This window comes from Microbispora bryophytorum (assembly GCF_043197435.1).
Classification (GTDB): domain Bacteria; phylum Actinomycetota; class Actinomycetes; order Streptosporangiales; family Streptosporangiaceae; genus Microbispora; species Microbispora bryophytorum.
The window spans coordinates 47282-65171 of the sequence record NZ_JBICTF010000004.1; the positions used below are offsets into that span (position 1 = coordinate 47282).

Below are 17890 nucleotides of genomic sequence, written 5' to 3' on the forward strand. Positions count from 1 at the left end.
GCGCCCCCGCGCGGAGGCGAATGGCAGTGGTCTTTCGTCACTGGATGGTCATGCGGAAGCCGTGCTCGGAGGACATCGGGCAGAGGAAGATGGTCAGGGCGCCCCATCGGCCGAGATTCAGTTCGGTGGGCTCGTAGGCGTCCCGGTATTCGGGTTCGTCCGAGGTGAGGTGGCGTTCTTCCACGGGCTGCCACCGCGGGCCGCTGCCGCCGTCCCATTCGGAGCTGTCAAGTTTGAGTAGCGGTTCGGTTTCGGTTCCGCAGACGTTGCAGGGCAGCTCGTACATGTCGGTGAGGTGCCAGGACTCCCATCCGCCGATCTTGCATCCGGGCGCTATGGAAAGCAGGTACTGATAGTCGCCCTCAGTCTCCTCATCCCATTCATCGAGAGCCGCTTCGAGATCCTCGGGAAGTTCCTCCGAGTAGGGATATTCGGTGACCCGTTCGGGATGCAGAACACAGGGGCGAGGGAGATATTCCTCCTCGGCAATGGCTGCCAAGTTGAAACGGAGGGCGGCCACGTCCGGGCCGACGGGTCCGGTCGCGGCATCGGTGAGGTCTGCCGTACGTCGCCAGATGAGCTGGATGGCCGGGCCGCAGATGTCCTGTTGCTGGTGCTCGTTCGGGCACCAGAGAAGTTGGAGGAGGTCTTTGCCCTCGGGGAAGGGGATCTCGGGGATTTCTCGCTTGAAGAACTGGGCGACCCCGACCATCGGTATGGGGGAATCCGGGCACCATTGGTTGAGTTCACCCGCGATGCCAACGATCGGCACGTCGCAGGTAGGCCAGGCTTCGCTTGCCGACCATAGAAGCGGACCACCGATGTGGCTGTCCCTGACGGCTGGTGTTCCGGGTCGGGGGTGTAGCCGTACGGTAGTCCGCGCGTACTTGACTAGCTCGGGGAACCTCGCCGTGACGTCGATGGGTGGAGCGGGTGTGGTGCGTGTCATTTCTGGAGTCTAGGGAGCCGTGCCGCTATGGGCGGCCCGAGCTGACCGGCGGCCGGGACCGGCCCCCAGGCCGCATGCCCGGCCGCCGAGCGGGCGTAGGGCCGCGAGGTGGCGCGGAGCGCCGCCCTTGACTAGGACGACGAGGCCGAACCCCTGCACATGCTGCGCTTCGGCGACCAGATGGACGTCAAAGGCGTGCTCGCCGGAACCCCGGACGCCGACCAGCTCATCGGGTACCTGTCGAACTACCTGACCAAGTCTCTCGGCGATGCCCTCGGTACCGACGATCCCCGCCGCAAGGCGCACGCCGAACGGCTGCTCGACGCGCTCCGCTTTGAGCCGTGCTCGCCGACCTGCCCGAACTGGCTGCGCTACGGGGTGCAGCCCAAGGGCGCCAAACCGGGGATTGCTCCCGGCCGGTGCAAGGGCAAGGCGCACAAGCCCGATCACCTCGGTTACGCGGGCCGCCGCGTGCTCGTCTCGCGCAAGTGGTCCAACAAGACGCTGACCGAGCACAAGCAGGACCGGCGCACGTGGGTCCTGGAAGCCCTCGGCCTGCCTGACGAGCCGGTCGACCCCCACCGCTACATCTGGCGGCCGGTCAAACCCGGTGACCCCGAACTCGCCCCGATCGGCGTGCGCCTCCTGCGCTCGGTCCACGAACGCCAGCGCTGGCGCAACCACATGAACCAGCTCCAGGCCCAAGCCGAGGGCCGAGATCTTTCGGCAATTCAGTCCGCCGCGTGAAGGGAGGAACACCTTGTATCAGCTGCTCACTGTCCAGCAAGCGGCGGCCCGCCTGAACGCCTCGGTTCGCTTCGTCCGTCGCCTGGTGGCCGAACGGCGCATCGAGTTCGTGAAGGTCGGTCGTCACGTCCGCATCTCCGAGTCCGCACTGACCGCCTTCGTCGTCGCGGGCACGGTCGCGCCCCTGACGGCCCATGATGTCACCGGGAGGGCGGCCTGATGGCCAACAAGGACGGTCACCGCCGTTTCGACAACATCCGGAAGCTTCCGTCCGGGCGCTACCAGATTCGCTATCCCGGCCCTGACGGACAGGTGCACCTCCGGGGCCGAGACCTACGAACGCAAGGGTGACGCCGAGCGGGCGCTGTCCCTCGTCGAAGCGCAGATCATCAAGGGGGAGTGGACCGACCCCGATCGCGGCAAGGTCAAGCTCAAGGACTACGCCGAGACGTGGGTCTCCCAGCGTCCCTGCCTGCGTCCTCGCACTGTCGATCTCTATACGTGGCTGCTCAAGAAGCACATCACGCCGTACCTCGGCGGGGTCCAGCTCGGCAAGCTCTCAACCGCGTTGATTCGGCAGTGGCGGGCCGACCTGCTCGGCAACGGCGTCTCGGTGTCCGTCGCGGCCGAGGCGTACCGGCTGCTGCGGGCCGTGCTGATGACGGCGGCCGAAGAGGACCACATCATCCCGCGCAACCCCTGTCGGATCCGCGGGGCCGGCGACGAGCACGCACAAGAGCGCCCGCGGCCGGGCCGACTGCACCCAGGACAGGCGCTGCCGCGCCCTGGTGCTGCTCGCCACCTTCGCGAGCCTGCGATGGGGTGAGGTGAGGTGAGCGCGCTTCGTCGCAGTGACCTCGACCTGGACGCCGGGACAGTCCGCGTTCGGGCCGCCTTCGTCGAGCGCTTCACGGGTGAACTGGTCCTCGGCCAGCCCAAGTCCAAGGCCGGACGGCGGACCGGGGGCATCCCTCAAGCGATCGTCCCCGCGCTGCGCGAGCACCTTGCTACCTACGTCCAGGACGAGCCGGGCGCGCTCCTCTTCCCCGCTGCCAAGGGCGGCCCGTTGCGGCGCAGCGGCTTCAACACCCGTACGCGCTGGATGGACGTGGTCAAGGAGCCGTAGCTCTCGCCGCCGGCCCCGGCGGCGTAGATCATGCGTCGTAGATCGGATAGGTGGTCGCTGACCTGTGTCAGATCTGTTGCATGAAACCTCGGCTACTTGGGTGATAGCGGGCCGGACGATCAGGGCTTGGTCTGTGCGGACCTGGCGGAAGGGCATATGGCGATGGTGCTGACAGTGCCATCGCCCCAGACGGTGGTGTTCATCGTCGTCCGTCCGCTCAGGGACGCCACCGTGAACTCCGGAACGAAGCGTGTCGTGAACGTGCTGGCTATCCAGCTGCGGAACTGCTCTACCTCGCCTGCGACCCAATTCCATTCATCGAGGAGTTGCACCAGAGCCCAGGCTCCACGATTTTCGATCTCGGCTGCTCCATGGTTTTCCACGTCGTTGACCCAGACCAGGAATTCACGATCTTCGTTGAAAAGCTCGTACTCCGTCGCCATCCGGAACCAGCTCGCATTGACCTTGTCAGGCATGTCCGGGGCATCGATATCGACCACTTCGTGGGGATGGGAGTCGAACCGGCCGTGCTCGGGGCGCGCGCTTGCAGGGGAGTATCCCGGCGGCAGTGAAGGTAACCGAACTTCCTCGTGATCCATCCACCTGATGAAGCGAAGCCCGGCGGGAGCGAGCAGAGTCGCGATCTCGGCGTCAGAGAGCATCACGTGCTGACCATAACCGTAAGCGCCCACCTCGCGAGGGAGGGGCATGATGCGTGCGTGGAGGCGGGTGACGGGAATCGAACCCGCACTGTCAGCTTGGGAATTGCATGGATCACGCCTCCTAGAGCTGCTGACCTGCGCGTGAGACCGGTCATGAGTGACCGTGGTTGACCCTTCGTCACCCTGTCTAATTGCACGCTAATTGCACGGTGATCGCGTCGGGATGTGGAGGTGGGACGCTTCTTGGATGGATCCCTCGGAGTTTGCCGCTGTGAAGCAGCAGGTGATGGACGAGTCGTTCCCCAGCTCTGGGGCTGACCTCGACGGCATGGCAAAGGACTTCGATGCTTACCTCTGGCACTCGCCATTGATCACGGAGGTATCAGTTCGCCGTACCGGCGATACGAACAACCTGATCGCGGCTACGTGCTGGACTGTGCCGGGGTCTTCGACCGTGGAGATCGCGGCAGAGCTCGAACGGATCTGGTTGCAGGATCTCAGCTACCGGCACTTCGAGGCTCACATGATCACTGCGGACGAGCGGGCAGTCCGCCTTGATGCGGTGACGCAGATCGCTCCGGACGATTTCTACGTCACGGCCGCCATCGTCGCAGAGACCGCGCGGCCGACAACGGGAGGAGCAACAAGGTGATCACTTTCGACGGGACCTTCTACCGCGTTACGGATCCTGAGTTCGAGATGGTCATTCCAGCCTGGGAGGGGTACGAGCCGGACGCTGCTGACCAGGCAGACGCGACAATCACCTTCCGCGACGGCTCGCGCCGGTATGCGACCTTCATGACCCTGGACGCGATCCAGCACATCATGGACAAGGATGCGCGTACTGGTGAGTGCCTCGATGGCCGGTACTTCTGGTGCTCAGACTTGATCGTCATCAGGGGCGTCGGGTTCGAAGGCATGGCGGCCGCGATCCGAGACCTGGTCTCCTCGGGAGGCATCGAAGGAGCATGTGGCCTGCTCGACCCGATTGGTGATGACGAAGAGAAATCAACGTCTCGGGAGAGCCCGGGGCGAGAGTGGAGCGGGTGACGGGAATCGAACCCGCGCTGTCAGCTTGGGAATAGGCTACTGATCTTGCCAAGCTGAGCTGGGAAAACAGGGGTGCAGGTCAGGGCTGGTCGAGTGACCGTGAGTGCCCGCAATTCACCGCTGATCGCCGTCAGTTCTGGCACGCATCTGGCACGCAATCGATCACGGGCAGTCGTGCCTCTCGGGAGTCGAGGTGGCAGGACTGAGGGGTTGCGCTCCGAAGCCCTGCATACCTGAAGATCGAACCAATTGAGCACGACGAGAGTGTTGCATCCCCAGCGACAGGCGCCGTGCAGTTGGGCCGGCTCTCCTCAAGGCGCATCTCCCTGTCCGGTTCGCATTGAGGGGTTCTCGTATGACACTGGACGGGTATGATGTATGACATGGATGGTGGTGGATGAGGAAGTCGCTCCCGATCATCGAATTGCCGCTGTATTGGGACGAGGCGAACCTCACCCACGCGCAGGGGCATGGCGTCTCGCATGATGAGATCGAACAGGTTGTCCGAAACGGGCCCGAGGTGCGCCAGGCGAGGAGGAACGGAGAGGCCGTCCTTGATCACTACCTCCTGGTGGGCGTCACCGACGCTGGCCGGCGAGTCACGGTAGTTATTCTCTACCCCGTCACCTTGCAGCGTGATTGGGGTCCATACGAGATGGAGATGGCGAGACCGATCACCGCATACGACACACCCAAAAGGGGTTTCTGATGAGGCAGAACGAACCTACCGCTGCGGACATTGCTGCAATGGATGAGGCAGAGCGCGCCGAGTGGTTTTACAACAATCGTGAACAAGTAGCCGAAGAGTCCACCCCCGCTGTTCTTGATCGTGTCATATCGGTACGGGTCAGCCCAAGCGATCTGAGCGTGCTGAGCGAGGCCGCATCGGCAGCGGGCATGAAGCTGAGCGCATGGTTGCGCAAGGTTGGGTTGGAAGCTGCAGCGACAGCGCCTGCCGCTACACCTGCGGCGATCCTGTCAGGCGCGGAGACTCAGCAGCTTCAAGACTCAGTCCGCCACATTGTCGCACTACTGCAACGCAGTGGCATTGGACTCGATACCCCAAGGGGCCAGCACAATCGACAATTGATTCTGAAGCTACGACGGGCGAGCAAAAGAAGGATCAAGGTCGGCAAGTAGAGGTCCGCTCACCGCTCTACCGCAGTGTTGCGTGCAACAACCCGCATGCCTTCCACCGCCAGGTGGAGTGCCCGCGGACTTCGACCAGGACCGAGCCTCTGGAACATAGGGGCACGATTGGCTCCGATTCTCTCAGCTGTGGGAGTACGATCTCTTAATATGAGTCGCCGATCAGTTAGAGCTATTTCTGTGGACCTTCCTGGTGGAAGCGTCCTCCGAATGGCAACCGCGCGGCCTCAGCTGTCCGACTCGGCACGTATCGAGCTGATCGAAGAAATACCTCGCCGTGTCCTTGGTGCCTGCCCCATATGCGGTGATCCTGCTACAGAGGAAGAACACGTTCCGCCTCTCGCCATGGGTGGGGCGAAGATGACGCTTACCTGTGCCCGGTGCAACAACAGCCTAGGTAGCTATGTGGAGGCAGACCTGGCGGACTGGTACGAAAACGTATTCTCGGTCACTCGTTTTAGCGCGCCAGGCATCCAGGGGTATCGGAACACAGGGCCCATGCCGCTTAGGTGGACTCCTGAAGGCGAGTTTGTTCTCCTTCTCAGCGGAAGAAAGATCGATCCCGCTGTGGACGACATGCTGCGCGGCGGTGAGGTGGAATTGCACGTCACGCCCCCAAATGAGAACCGCTATCGCCTGGGCCTACTTAAACAGTCTTACCTAGCGGCGTGTCTACAGTTCGGCTTTCTAGAGAGCGAAGCAGGGGATCTGGTCCGGCGTGAGCTCCTTGCTGCGCGAGACGCAGTCAGTCGCCGAGATGTACCGATAAGCCCCTTGGCGTGGGGACTCACTGTCTATCGCCATCATGAGACGAGGCGGCTGACTTCTGCCCCGCTCGTTAGAGCGTTAGCGCACTCCGAGGAGGAATCGATTGAGGGCGTGCTCTTGGCGGGGCGCGTTTTTGTTTCGTGGTCATCGAGGGTGGATCCCGACCGGCCGCCATGCCGAGAGCCCGAGCCCTTCCAGGTTCGGCTACAAGTCGGGGAGCCTACGAATGGCACGGTTAGCTCAGTTACAGAGGATGAATGAGTCCCCTCCTCATCTGAGCGTAGGCCGTGCAACTGTTCTCGTCGTGAGTTGGCGGGATACGATCCTGGGCCGCATCTCTTCCTGCTCCCGCTACTGATCTTTAATTCGTGATGTCGACTCCTGTCGTTATCGCCAGGCCGGTCGGTGGGAGGCATCCGTCGATGAGGTGGGCCCGGTACTGGATCTTCTTCAGGGCGCGTTTGATGACGCGGACGAGCTGGGGCAGGTCGGCGGCGGCGAGGTTGGCCAAGGGGCCGCGTTTGAGCAGGGACCAGATGCCTTCGGTGGGGTTGAGGTCGGGGGCGTAGGCGGGGAACTGGACGATCGTGAGCCAGTCGGCGTGCTCGGCGGCGAAGGTCTTCATCCCGGGCACCAGGTGCAGGTTGAGGTTGTCCCAGACCAGCACGATCGGTGCTGCGAGCTGGGCGTGGGCGGACAGGATCAGGTCGCGGTAGTCCATCCAGCCGAAGGTCTTGGGCTCGCCCTTGCGGCCGCGGTAGACGTGCAGGCGGTAGATGAGCCGGGAGCGTTCGCCGGGTTTGTAGCAGACCAGTGCGGCGATGTTCACCCGCCCACTGCCGCGCCCGCGGATATGTACGACGGGGGTGTGCCCGCGCCGGCCCCACGTTCGTGCGCGAGGCGGCCTCAGCCCTTGACCGGCTTCGTCTTCGAAGCAGATCCAGGCGCCGTTGGCCGCCGCGGATCTTCCACCTGCGGCCAGACCTCCTTCTTCCACACCTCGATCGCGGCCTCGTCCCGCTCGATCGCCCGCCGGGCGGGCCGCTGGCACGACCAGCCGTTACGCCGCAGCAGGTACCACACCCCCTGCACGGTGTAGCCGAGGTGGAACATCCTGCCGATCAGCGTCTTGATCCGCATCAGCGTCCAGCGCTGGTCGGCGAACCCGTGCGCCAGCGGACCGCGTTCCAGCTCGGCCTCCAGCCGGGCGAACTGCGCAGGGCTGAGCCGGGGTAGCGCGTGCGGGCCTGCTGAGGCCAGCCCGGCCGTGCCGTCCTCGCGCCAGGCGCGCCTCCACCGCTCCACCGACCGCTGGGTGACCCGCAGCGTCTGGGCTACTGCCGCGTTCGTGACCCCCTGCGCGAACATCTCAGCTGCTTGCAGCCGTACCTCCTCGCGGCGCCGCTGCTCCTGGGGGGTGAAGCCGCCGCCTTGCGCATACCGCACACCCTGGTCATACAGACCAGATCAGCCCTCGTCAGCTCACCGACAAGACCCATTTAAGTTCCGTAGCGGCCAACTCCGGGACTGCCAGGCGGGTTCTGTCAAGGACGGCTTTGCGTGTTCCATCTGCCGGTGACCTTCCAGGCGAGGCGGTTGTCCAACGTGCACAGCCGTCCTTGACGGGTTCCGCCTGCCCCGGACAATGGGCCGGCGGGTGCAGGAGTACGGCGAGAAACTGGCGGCGAGGCTGTCGATCGGCCGTTTGTAGCGTGCGGCGGGCACGCGCTACGGCGTCGGCCCGAGCCGCTGCCGGCCGGGACCGGCCCCCAGGCCGCATGCCCGGACGGCGAGCGGGCGATGGGCCGCAGTGCGGCGGCGTGCCGCGCCGCCGCCTTGATCCTTATAAGAACAATTCGGCAGACCCGAAACTCCCGACCGAAACGGGGGTAGGCATCGAGCGATTAGTAGCCACTCGTGTCACATACGCTTCGAACACGTTTTCACTCTCGACAAGCTGTTTCCCCGCGTTCATACTCGGCGTCGAGGTGTCCGTCTACTTGAAAGGAGTACCGTGTCTCTGTTAAGGCGGGAAAGGGGAGATTTGAGTCGCCAGCCAATATTCGATGCCATCAGGCGCCGCTATCCTGAACTCACGAGGGAGCAGTGCGACGTGTTGGCCGAGGAGGTTATTAAGAAGATAGCCCAGGCCATTCGTGAGGGAAAAAATTTAGGCACATTTGCGCAGCTGCCGAATGGAGATATAGAGATAAGTATGATATCGGTCATTGATAACTTTATCGACCGCGCAATCGCCGCAAAGTAGGTGACCCAACGATGGCGGGTGGCGACGTTCCGTCGATGGAGAGGCATCTATTAAAGAATTTGGGTGATCGAATTGCATTGATAGAACAGACGATTATCCTTCAGAGGGGAATAGATTCTCGTTTCGAGACTCTGGCCGAGGATCAAGAAGTAGGCGTTAATGCTCGAAAAGCTCGGGTCCTAGGCGATGCAACCCTGGAACGATTGACGAGTAGAAGCTTCACGTGTGCTCAAATTGCCATGTTTATTGGGCTTGCGTTGATTGTCTTCGGCGCTATTGCAGTTCCCATGCAATCTGATTTCATGGGGAAGGCTCAAGTGGGAGCGGCGAGTGGGATCGGTGCGGCCGCTACCTTATATATCCGGACAACATTCCTCCGCATTTTCAATAAAATGGCAGACGAGTTTAGGTTATTGAATGAGCTAGAGAGAAAGCGCGCTAGCGATGACCATCGTTGGCGTGCGGTTGCAGTGATTCTAGGCAAGGCTGATACAAGGGGTGCGGCGGCTTTGATCCGTGCGCTCCCTGTGCCCTCGGTTGATGATGGCAGTTCTGCATCAGCTAAAAAGCCGTAATGCATCCCTGGTGGAGCAAAATGACCTTCCAGCGGCAAGCGTACGACGAGCCACGATATACTTGTGAAACTCTCTGCCAAGAGAATTGTGGCGTGTGGGCGTAAGACGCTCCAGGTCAGCTTGCACTCTTCTCGGCTCCAGCAGTCAATTCCACCAGGTCTGCGATGATTTTGGGGGCTGCGGCGATGGTGGCTCGGGCGTTGGTGGTGTGGGGGGTGCCGTCGATGTCGGTGACGATGACTCCGGCTTCGCGGGCGATGAGTACGCCTGCGGCGGTGTCCCAGGGGTTGTTGGACAGCATGATGCAGGCGTCGGTCTTGCCCTCGGCGACCCACGCCAGATCGACGGCGGCGGAGCCGAACATGCGGACGCGCTGTACCCGGGTGGCGAGCTGGTAGTTGAGCGGTAGGCGGACGCGGTTCTTGGCCTCGGCGCCCTTGCCTACGGCGTAGTCGCCGACGGAGACGATGGCGGCCTCGATGGCGTCGGTGGTGCTCGCGCTGATGGGGTGGCCGTTGGCGGTGGCTCCGGCCGTTTCGGCTGCGGCGTAGCGGGTGCTGAGGAAGGGGAGGTCGATTACGCCGAGGATGGAGCGGTCGTGGTCGATCAGGCCCAGGGAGGTGCCGCATAGCGGGATGCCGTGGGTGAAGTTGGCGGTGCCGTCGAGTGGGTCGAGTGCCCACATGAGGCCGTCGCCGGCACTGGTGATTCCTTCCTCCTCCCCGAGGAAACCGATCTCTGGTGTTTCCCGGGATAGGAAGTCGCGTACGGCGTGCTCGACGGCGTAGTCCACTTCGGTGACCATGTCGCGGTCGCCTTTGGCGGTGACGAGGCCGGGGAGTTTGGTTGTGATGATGTGGCTGGCGATGGTGACGGCCTGCTCAGCTATGGGCAGTAGCGCGCGGGCGTCAAGGGTCATACGGGTTTGCTCCGCTCCCACATAGAGGTGAAGACCTGGTCGAAGACGGGAAACAGCCCGTCGGCGGCGGTGTTGTCGGTGATGACGAGCGTAGGTGAGTCGACTCCGCGGGCTGCTGGTAGGTAGGGCTGTACGACGCAGGTCGAGCCGTCCACGATAAGGATGTTGAAGCGGATGGTCTCGTCGTAGACGTGGATTTCCAGTCGTTGGGCGGCCTCGGGGTCGAGCCGGTCGCGGAGCCGGGTGAGCATGCTGATGTTGAGCGCCGTCAACGTCTGGAGGGTGCCGTCGGTGTAGTGCTCTTCGCGCTCGCGGGCCTTGATGGCCTCGCCCTTGGGGTCCAGGAACAGGCAGCGGATGCGGGTGCCGCCCTCCAGTAGGCGGGTGAGCTGGTGGACGCCGGGACCGTGCGCGTTCGGGCCGCCTTCGTCGAGCGCTCCACGGGTGAACTGGTTCTCGGTCAGCCCAAGTCCAAGGCCGGACGGCGGACCGTGGGCATCCCGCAAGCGATCGTCCCCGCTCTGCGCGAGCACCTTGCTACCTACGTCCAGGACGAGCCGGGCGCGCTCCTCTTCCCCGGTGCCAAGGGCGGCCCGCTGCGGCGTAGCGGCTTCAACACCCGTACGCGCTGGGTGAATGTGGTCAAAGAGATGGGCCTCTCCGGCCTTCACTTCCATGATCTGCGTCACACCGGCAACATGCTCGCCGCCGAGTCGGGTGCGGGGCTCAAGGACCTCATGGCCCGGATGGGTCACGACAACGTCCGAGCCGCGATGATCTACCAGCACGCCGTACGGGGTGCCGACAAGACGATTACGGATGCCATCGACCGGCACATCAGCAGGGCCGGTGACGAGGACGGGTCAGCGACCGTCCTGGCCCCCGTGGGCTAATTGCACGTTAATTGCACGGAAGATCGAACAGGTGCCAGAAATGATCAAGGCCCGGGTCTGGATTGCTGTCCTGACCTGGGCCTTCGCTCTGAGAGCGGGTGACGGGAATCGAACCCGCGCTGTCAGCTTGGGAAGTCTTTCAACATCATGCTTTCTGAACTGCAAAAACGCTGACCTGGGCATATGCGGGTCGAGTGACCGTGAGTCCCCATGATTCCCCGCTGGTCGCCGACCGTACGGGCACGCAACGGGCACGACCGGCGGGCGCGGTATCGACTCGGGGCCGCCGCGATGGGTGGAATAGCGGATGAGTGCGCTGAGCCAGCGTGACAGCCTGGAAGCATGCCATTTGAGGAGTTCGAACGTGCCGGCGCTCGATACGCAGTGCAGTTTACGTATGCCTTACCTGACGACGCTTGGTATGTGGAGCTAAGCGAGGCGGTGCCGGCGCCAGCGGCCTGGGCTGACATCCCAAATGCCGAGACTCACTTGCCTGGGTCGGCCTTCATCACGGCGATGGTGCCTGACGAGGATCCAACTCGGGAACCGACGATCCAGTTCATGGTAACCGCGAGCGCGCCGTCCCTTACGAAGTGATGCGCTGGTACATGGAGAAGGTCGTTCAGGAGGTCGAGCGCTGTCGCTGGAGCGGGTGACGGGAATCGAACCCGCGCTGTCAGCTTGGGAGTCTTTCAACATCATGCGGTCTGAGCTGAGGAAACGCTGACCTGGGTGTATGCGGCTCGAGTACCCGTGGGTCCCTGCGGGACTGATGCTCTGTGATGCTTTGGTATGGCGGTGGATCCAGCGTTGTGCAGCTACTTTGGGTCACAAAGGGGTTGCGGTGTCTTCACGGCTTCCTAATCATGATCTACCATCAGTGCGACATTGCAGCGTCCAACGACGGAGCACTCAAAAAGTATGAGCCTTAATGAGCAAGTGCATCAGGGGCACTTCGGAGAAGGCTTTGTCTGGGCTCTGGCGTGTGCGGCAGGTCTGAATCCTGGCAAGCGCATATTAGATGTAGATGGCGTTGATATAATCGTCGGGTTTCCCGGCAAGGTTGGAACTCTTAAATCCCCATCTCTTGAAGCGCAGATTAAGTCATGGTCGCAGCCGAAGGCGCGGGATGGCCACTTTGCGTATCCCCTTCCCGTAAGTAATTTCAACGCGCTTGTGGGAAAAGTTGGAATCGACCTCGCTTGTCCGCGATACCTATTTCTGGTGGTTGTTCCTGCAGATGCCGATTCGTATGCGCATGCTACGGAGGCGGGACTTACGCTAAGTCATGCAGCATACTGGCTCGATTTGATGGATGAAGAGGAAATCGACCCTGAGGTTCAGGAATCGAAGACTGTTTATGTGCCCCAGGCTAATCTATTGACTTCGGACATGCTCCGTGAGCTAATAGAGCAAGGCTGGGCAAGGAGGACTGCGTGATGGACGTCAAGATCACGGACTTCGCTACTCTGCAGTCGTGCTCGCCTGATCAGGTCTCCCTATACCTGCGCGCCAACGGTTGGCTCCCTGAGTTAATGCAGGGTGGAACGGTATGGCGACTGTCGAGTGACGAGGATATTGAGGTATTTATCCCAGGTAGCTCGGCGATGAAAGGATATTCGGCTTTCTTGGCCGATGCGCTAAGTATCATCTCTGAAGTCGAGAATCGCTCGCAGCTTCACATTTTTCGGGATATATCATCTGCGTCCGCAGACGTTCAGTATGTCCGAACTAAGCCCGAGGGAGAGGCTGGGACTACGAGCCTTAGCGATGGCGTACGGAGCTATGAAGGGCTTAAACACTGGCTGTTGTCTGCGGCTGTACACGAAGCCAGCGATAAGTCTTATGTCGTTCAGCCGACACGTAAGCCCCATCAGGCCCTCGATTTTCTTCGGAAGGTGCGCCTCGTTGCGCCATTCCCGGGCAGTTTCATAATTGCTGCTCAGATTCCGATTGTTCGACAGATAAGCCAACAGCAGGCTATTTTCGATGATCCTCGATTGGCGTTAAGTGATCAGCCATTTGAGCGTCGAGTTTCTCTAAGGCTCCAGGAGGCAACTGCTTCCGTTCTAAGTGCTACCCATGAAGTCCTTGTGGGTGGAAAATCTATCGAAGCGTTCAAGGAGCGAGCCTCTCAAGGGGTAAGCGCGAACCTTTGCGAAGCATTGGTTAGTCTTGGGGGAGAGAGCGAAGTACCTTACGAATTAAGTTTCTCTTGGGCTATGTCCCGGCCGGTTGAACCGCGTCCACCTATCAAGGTGTCGGTTCGAGAAATCGAAATAATCCAAGAAGCTGCACGTGAGCTACGCTCAGATGAGCCCGAGGAAGACGTCCGCATCATTGGCGGGGTAACTCGGTTGCATAGAGAAGGTTCGCTTGGTCCTGGCGAAGTATCTATTGCTGGTGTAATCGAGGGCGATACTACTGAACGCCTGAGGAGAGTTTGGTTGCAGTTGGTAGAAGAAGACTACTCCAACGCTACCCGAGCTCATGATGAAGGATCTACGGTTTCGGTTCGCGGAAATCTAGTTCGTCGCGGTAATCGTTACCTTCTTCAGGCAGCTTCTGGTTTTGAGGTTCTTCGAGAGCGGCTCTAGTTTCAGGCCGTCCGATGCGGGGCGTCAGCTCACACGCCCGACCATCCCGTGTGCCATCGACCCACCGCAAAGCGGCGGCGGAGCCGGTCTGCTGGGCTTGCCTGGGTCGATGGCGGGCGGGATGGACCCCTAGCCACCCCACAACCCGCACGGACATGGAGCAAGGCGCTCAAGGACGCGAAGCTCAGCGGCTTCCACTTCCATGATCTCCGTCACACCGGGAACACGTTCGCCTCGCAGTCCGGCGCGACTCTGCGGGAGCTGATGAACCGCATGGGGCACTCGACCACGCGGGCCGCGCTGATCTATCAGCACACCGCGATGGAGCGGGGCCGGGCCATCGCCGACGCGCTCGGGAAGCTCGCCGAGGAGGCGCTGAGCAAGCAAGATCCAGACGGATCGGGCACGTAACGGGCACGGAAGATCGATATGACCCCGGAAACAATCAAGGCCCCGGTCGGGAATCTGTCCCTGACCTGGGCCTTCGCTCGTGGAGCGGGAGACGGGAATCAAACCCGCGCTGTCAGCTTGGCAATTGCATGGATCACGGCCCGTACCGGCGCTGACCTGGGCGTGGAGCCAGTCATGAGTGACCGTGGTTGCCCCCTCGTCACCCCGGTTAATGGCACGACGATCACGCACACGCCCTGCGCGCGGCCCGGCCCCTGATTCGCCCCCGTCCCCCTCGTAGCTGCCGACCCCCGGGACGGGACCGCCGTGTCAAGGGTCAGCGAAGCTGATCGCGAAGCGACGCCGTAGGCGCCCTTGACTCGGCGGGCACGGCCGGGACACTTGAGCAGCGAGGAGGACGGATGTCTCGGCTATTGTGCACGAAGCGGACGTCAGCCGAACGTCGAGGAGCGAACTCGGTGAGCAGGGAACTGGCAACAAATCCAGTCGCTCTCGAAAGCGCCGTGAGTGATGAGCTGGCAAGTACAGCAGGGGCATGGGCCGGTGGTCCTACCGCCGTAGAGGGATTTCTCCGATGGGTTGTCGCCGACCTAAATAGGCTGCCAGCGCTGATCGTCGAGCATGCCGAGTTCCGGCATTACGGCTCGGGGTACGCGTCCTACGTCGATGTCTTCATGACCAAGCGCGACGGCTCGATGCGTCGCTCCGCGAACGGTCGGACAGACGTTGAGGGATTGACCCTAGGGTTGTGCCGGCTCGCTCCTTTGGCGGTGCTCCTTAAGCGCAGTTGGCGGTCCTCCGGGCCTGGTGCTACAGGTGGTCATAGCATGCCCGAACTGTTGCGAGTCGTGGATATCGATCTGCCGGAATGGGAGGAGGAGTGCCGGCAGATTGGCCAGGTGCTTGATGGGCACGGCATCGCCTTGCTCGGCTTGCAGGTGCTCGGCTTGCCGTTGGATGCTCGGTTGCGGGTGGAAACAGCTCTCGGCGATCCGCCGTACTGCGTGTTCGATGCCTGGTTCCACTGGATGGATTAGCCGGCGCCCCTGCTCCGGACCTGCCGTGCCGTTGGGTTGGTATGCACCTGCGACGGTCGCGGCCGGAGCCGCTGGCGGTCGGGACCGGCCCCCAGGCCGCATGCCCGGCCGCCAGGCGGGCGACGCGCCGCGAGGCGGCGCGGAGCGCCGCCCTTGATTTCTACGAGCGTAATTCGGCAACTTCGTGCACTGCGCGCTCACTACTCGGATTGCTTCCATGTAATCCCGGGCCACGACCGAGGATCCCATATATCTACAGGGTAGTCTCTTCTGACGCGCGTGTGACGAATCGACCACATTCCTGGCTGCCCCGGTGGTTGCAGATACCGCAGTATCGCCGACGGATGGGCGCATGAGTCAAAACTGATACTTCCGTGAAGCCAGGCAAGAAGTCGAGTTAATACGTTATCTAATGAATACCAACACCAACCGCTGACGTCTAACTCGCCAAGAGGTGTTTTGGTGGGGTATCGGGAACGGTACTGCTGGTTGCCGTCGCCGTAGTCGATGCAGGCTCCCTTCTTCAGGATGAAGACGGCATCGACCGGTGACGAAATCTTATTACCGTCATCCGTGTAGGTCGTCGCCTCTGCCAATCTGGCTATCAGAGTCTCGGCGGCGACCCTGGTTTCAAATGCGACCACGAAGAATGGTGCGCTGGTCGCCTCTAAAACTTCTGTTAGTTGATCATTTGCATCTTTAGCTACTCTATTGTGCAGATCCTTAAACGCTCTGCCCTTCTGCAGGGCGTCATCGAGATCTTTGTGTGTGAGGCAAGATTTGACCTCTCCTGCGGCGGCTACTCCTTCTATCAGGTAGACCCCTGGCTCATGTAGTCCATATTGGAAAGGGTGCCAGGTGTTGGTGATGATGATGTCTGTCTGATGGGAAACCTTACTAGAGCTGTCTATAATCTCTCCGGTGCCGACAAATGAGAGTAGTGGTAGATGTTTCCGAGGAACTCGCGAACCGCTGCCTCTACCTGATCTCCTCGTAAGCCAGCATGCTGAAAGGATGCGCGCGCATGCTCTAGCGTCGACATCAGCTGTTTTTCGAGCAGGGCTAATCTTTCGGGTAGCATTTTTAAGCGTGGCGCCTTCTTTTGTAGTGTTCTTAGTCGAGCAGTTCGGGATGCCGGGTATTGAGTGCTCGCCGGGCCGTCACATAGCGCTCGTGGAACTCATCCGCGAGGGCTTCACGGCGGTAGCGCTGGCGTAGGACGCGGTCAAGGTCTCCGGCTCTGTTCACGAGGTCAGTGAGGGACTTGCGTTCGATGTCGAATGCGGCCATGCCTTGTTCGACGGCGGCGTCGAGGTTTCCGCGTCGGGCGTGGACGATGCCGAGGTCTATGTGAGCGTCGGCGACTCGCATGGGTGCGTTGGAGGTGCCGTCCGGGCGGGTGTGCATCTGGATCGTCTCCAGTGCGTGTTCCTCGGCCCGGTCGTTGTCCTCCAGCCAGGTGTACGCCGTGGCCGCGTAGAACACCCACTTGGCGTGGTCGAACACGAAGTGGTGATCAGGGTTCTCGGGAATCGGGAGCTTGGCGAGGATGTCGGCTCCGTGCGACAGCGCCTTGTCGGCTTCGCGGCGGTCACCGATGCGGGCCAAGCCGCGGGCTTCCTGCAAAGTGAGCTGTACCTGTGCGCTGGATTGGCCGGCGAGAGCCTGGCCCTGGCGGGCGGCCGTGACAACGTCCTCGTAGCGGCCTTCGACCAGTGCGAACCACGCCGACATCTCGTGCGCCCAGCCCATGAGTTCGCCGTGCCCGACTTGGCGGCCCATCTCGTAGGCGGCCTGACGGGCGGTCTCGGCTTCCTCGCGCTCGCCCAGGTCGTAGTGGACGCAGCCGAGCAGGGCGGTAAGCCATCCGGTGATGACCAGCAATTCGCGGTGCTGGTCGAGTGTGATTCTGCCGGACAGGAGCCGGGTCACCTGAGCGAGGCGCTTTTGTGTGCGGTCGCGCAACGTCGCGGCGGGAACAACCGGGTAGGCGCGGCACAGCAGATCGACGGCCTCGGCGAGGGCTTCGAGAGTGCCGGTCCCGACATCGGACGCCTGGAGCTGCTGCGCGAGTTCCATCGTGCCGTACAGGTCGGCCTCGGCCCGCAGCGCGTCGACCGGCATGACGTGTGCCTCGATGAGGCGGCTATTTCCGCTGCCTCTCTTTGTGGGGGAGAAGCCGAGATCTTCGGGCTGTAGTCCGGTGGCTTGAGTCAGTGCGAGTCGAAATGGTGCGCGGGGCCAGGAGACTTCGCCGGCCTCCCATCGCCGGATGCGTTCTTCATCGACGGCGAGGCGTTCCTTGATGCCCACAGGGGTCCGGTTGATCCGCTCGGCGAATTCGGCGCGGGTGAGCTGTTGCGCGTTGCGCCATGCGCGGAGTTGGACATTCGGGATGCTGTCTGGCATCTCGGGGTCTTCCTCCCGTCGGGGGGTCATCAGGGGGTTAAGAGGGGGGCTTTTCGGGGGTCCTATCGCGCTCGCTTTGCCGGTGGACTTGCCATCAACCAACCACGGTACGTCAAGCGGCTTCCCGCCACAGGGAACGCCGGATGAACGAGGAGATGGCGACGGTGACCCGGCCAGACGAGAACAGCGAGGCAAGACCCTGTCCTTCGTGTCGGGGGCGTGGCGCCAAGCAGTGCCATTCAAGCCGTCAGCTCATCGTCGGCGGCGAAACCAGTGACGATCGCGACTCGGGTGGGGAGCGGGAGTGCCTCGACTGCCTCGGAAACGGCCGG

General features: G+C 62.1%; 24 protein-coding genes. 16 read left to right on the forward strand and 8 right to left on the reverse strand.

Features of this window, described 5'->3' with window-relative positions:
- Positions 1-37 precede the first annotated feature (37 nt).
- Entirely contained in the window at positions 38-772 is a 735-nt protein-coding gene (locus tag ACGFIB_RS13620; RefSeq protein WP_393371583.1) for a hypothetical protein, read from the reverse strand.
- Between the two features lie 336 nt (positions 773-1108).
- Here ACGFIB_RS13620 and ACGFIB_RS13625 point away from each other — a divergent pair, with 336 nt between their 5' ends.
- The 4 genes from ACGFIB_RS13625 (at position 1109) to ACGFIB_RS13640 (ending at position 2822) form a co-directional block, all read left to right on the forward strand.
- The gene (locus tag ACGFIB_RS13625; RefSeq protein WP_393371585.1) at positions 1109-1696 is read left to right on the forward strand and encodes a replication initiator; all 588 of its coding nucleotides are present in this window, start codon (positions 1109-1111) and stop codon (positions 1694-1696) included.
- A gap of 13 nt (positions 1697-1709) precedes the next feature.
- The gene (locus ACGFIB_RS13630; protein ID WP_393371588.1) at positions 1710-1916 is read left to right on the forward strand and encodes an excisionase family DNA-binding protein; all 207 of its coding nucleotides are present in this window, start codon (positions 1710-1712) and stop codon (positions 1914-1916) included.
- A 168-nt stretch (positions 1917-2084) separates the two neighbouring features.
- Positions 2085-2522 (forward strand): tyrosine-type recombinase/integrase, encoded by a 438-nt coding sequence (locus tag ACGFIB_RS13635; RefSeq protein WP_393372769.1) that lies wholly within the window; start codon positions 2085-2087, stop codon positions 2520-2522.
- Positions 2523-2528: 6 nt separating this feature from the next.
- Entirely contained in the window at positions 2529-2822 is a 294-nt protein-coding gene (locus tag ACGFIB_RS13640; RefSeq protein ID WP_393371590.1) for a site-specific integrase, read from the forward strand.
- Positions 2823-2941: 119 nt separating this feature from the next.
- Here ACGFIB_RS13640 and ACGFIB_RS13645 read toward each other — a convergent pair whose 3' ends face one another.
- Entirely contained in the window at positions 2942-3487 is a 546-nt protein-coding gene (locus ACGFIB_RS13645) for a hypothetical protein (RefSeq protein WP_393371593.1), read from the reverse strand.
- 244 nt (positions 3488-3731) lie between these two features.
- Here ACGFIB_RS13645 and ACGFIB_RS13650 point away from each other — a divergent pair, with 244 nt between their 5' ends.
- The 5 genes from ACGFIB_RS13650 (at position 3732) to ACGFIB_RS13670 (ending at position 6712) form a co-directional block, all read left to right on the forward strand.
- The gene (locus tag ACGFIB_RS13650) at positions 3732-4136 is read left to right on the forward strand and encodes a hypothetical protein (RefSeq protein ID WP_393371596.1); all 405 of its coding nucleotides are present in this window, start codon (positions 3732-3734) and stop codon (positions 4134-4136) included.
- The gene (locus ACGFIB_RS13655) at positions 4133-4534 is read left to right on the forward strand and encodes a hypothetical protein (protein WP_139580601.1); all 402 of its coding nucleotides are present in this window, start codon (positions 4133-4135) and stop codon (positions 4532-4534) included. Before ACGFIB_RS13650 ends, ACGFIB_RS13655 begins: the two co-directional genes overlap by 4 nt.
- A 397-nt stretch (positions 4535-4931) precedes the next feature.
- Entirely contained in the window at positions 4932-5243 is a 312-nt protein-coding gene (locus tag ACGFIB_RS13660; protein WP_393371599.1) for a hypothetical protein, read from the forward strand.
- Positions 5243-5674, forward strand: a complete 432-nt coding sequence (locus tag ACGFIB_RS13665) for a plasmid mobilization protein (protein WP_393371602.1) — start codon at positions 5243-5245, stop codon at positions 5672-5674. The genes ACGFIB_RS13660 and ACGFIB_RS13665 overlap by 1 nt, the downstream gene beginning before the upstream one ends.
- Positions 5675-5893: 219 nt before the next feature.
- The gene (locus tag ACGFIB_RS13670) at positions 5894-6712 is read left to right on the forward strand and encodes an HNH endonuclease (protein WP_393371605.1); all 819 of its coding nucleotides are present in this window, start codon (positions 5894-5896) and stop codon (positions 6710-6712) included.
- A 100-nt stretch (positions 6713-6812) separates the two neighbouring features.
- Here the strand turns inward: ACGFIB_RS13670 and ACGFIB_RS13675 are convergent, their stop codons facing one another.
- Both ACGFIB_RS13675 and ACGFIB_RS13680 read right to left on the reverse strand, forming a co-directional pair.
- On the reverse strand, positions 6813-7448 hold the full coding sequence (locus ACGFIB_RS13675) for a transposase (protein WP_393371607.1): 636 nt from the start codon (positions 7446-7448) through the stop codon (positions 6813-6815).
- Positions 7358-7897 carry a winged helix-turn-helix domain-containing protein gene (locus ACGFIB_RS13680; protein ID WP_357133111.1) on the reverse strand — a complete coding sequence of 180 codons (540 nt, stop codon included), beginning with the start codon at positions 7895-7897 and terminating at the stop codon, positions 7358-7360. Before ACGFIB_RS13680 ends, ACGFIB_RS13675 begins: the two co-directional genes overlap by 91 nt.
- A gap of 568 nt (positions 7898-8465) precedes the next feature.
- Here ACGFIB_RS13680 and ACGFIB_RS13685 point away from each other — a divergent pair.
- Together ACGFIB_RS13685 and ACGFIB_RS13690 are read left to right on the forward strand one after the other, a co-directional pair.
- Positions 8466-8717: a hypothetical protein gene (locus ACGFIB_RS13685; RefSeq protein WP_393371610.1), complete on the forward strand. Its 252-nt coding sequence runs from the start codon at positions 8466-8468 to the stop codon at positions 8715-8717.
- An 11-nt stretch (positions 8718-8728) separates the two neighbouring features.
- On the forward strand, positions 8729-9292 hold the full coding sequence (locus ACGFIB_RS13690) for a TRADD-N-associated membrane domain-containing protein (RefSeq protein WP_393371613.1): 564 nt from the start codon (positions 8729-8731) through the stop codon (positions 9290-9292).
- A gap of 115 nt (positions 9293-9407) precedes the next feature.
- Here ACGFIB_RS13690 and ACGFIB_RS13695 read toward each other — a convergent pair whose 3' ends face one another.
- Together ACGFIB_RS13695 and ACGFIB_RS13700 are read right to left on the reverse strand one after the other, a co-directional pair.
- Positions 9408-10211, reverse strand: coding sequence for an inositol monophosphatase family protein (locus tag ACGFIB_RS13695; protein ID WP_393371616.1), 804 nt, complete (start codon positions 10209-10211; stop codon positions 9408-9410).
- A complete protein-coding gene (locus ACGFIB_RS13700) occupies positions 10208-10717 on the reverse strand; it encodes a DUF5919 domain-containing protein (RefSeq protein ID WP_393371619.1) in 510 nt (169 codons plus the stop codon). The genes ACGFIB_RS13695 and ACGFIB_RS13700 overlap by 4 nt, the downstream gene beginning before the upstream one ends.
- Between ACGFIB_RS13700 and ACGFIB_RS13705 the strand changes: the two genes are divergently transcribed.
- The 5 genes from ACGFIB_RS13705 to ACGFIB_RS13725 all read left to right on the forward strand — a co-directional run bounded on the left by ACGFIB_RS13705 (position 10703) and on the right by ACGFIB_RS13725 (position 15149).
- The gene (locus tag ACGFIB_RS13705) at positions 10703-11104 is read left to right on the forward strand and encodes a tyrosine-type recombinase/integrase (protein ID WP_393371622.1); all 402 of its coding nucleotides are present in this window, start codon (positions 10703-10705) and stop codon (positions 11102-11104) included. The genes ACGFIB_RS13700 and ACGFIB_RS13705 overlap by 15 nt on opposite strands.
- Positions 11105-12025: 921 nt before the next feature.
- Positions 12026-12544, forward strand: coding sequence for a DUF4365 domain-containing protein (locus ACGFIB_RS13710; RefSeq protein WP_393371624.1), 519 nt, complete (start codon positions 12026-12028; stop codon positions 12542-12544).
- Positions 12541-13701, forward strand: a complete 1161-nt coding sequence (locus ACGFIB_RS13715; protein WP_393371627.1) for a hypothetical protein — start codon at positions 12541-12543, stop codon at positions 13699-13701. The genes ACGFIB_RS13710 and ACGFIB_RS13715 overlap by 4 nt, the downstream gene beginning before the upstream one ends.
- 48 nt (positions 13702-13749) lie before the next feature.
- Entirely contained in the window at positions 13750-14112 is a 363-nt protein-coding gene (locus ACGFIB_RS13720) for a tyrosine-type recombinase/integrase (protein WP_393371629.1), read from the forward strand.
- Between the two features lie 458 nt (positions 14113-14570).
- Positions 14571-15149: a hypothetical protein gene (locus ACGFIB_RS13725; RefSeq protein ID WP_393371632.1), complete on the forward strand. Its 579-nt coding sequence runs from the start codon at positions 14571-14573 to the stop codon at positions 15147-15149.
- A gap of 200 nt (positions 15150-15349) precedes the next feature.
- Here the strand turns inward: ACGFIB_RS13725 and ACGFIB_RS13730 are convergent, their stop codons facing one another.
- Complete coding sequence (locus tag ACGFIB_RS13730) at positions 15350-16291, reverse strand: DUF6602 domain-containing protein (protein ID WP_393372772.1); 942 nt, start codon at positions 16289-16291, stop codon at positions 15350-15352.
- Positions 16263-17558, reverse strand: coding sequence for an XRE family transcriptional regulator (locus tag ACGFIB_RS13735; RefSeq protein WP_393371635.1), 1296 nt, complete (start codon positions 17556-17558; stop codon positions 16263-16265). Before ACGFIB_RS13735 ends, ACGFIB_RS13730 begins: the two co-directional genes overlap by 29 nt.
- Between the last annotated feature and the right edge of the window lie 332 nt (positions 17559-17890).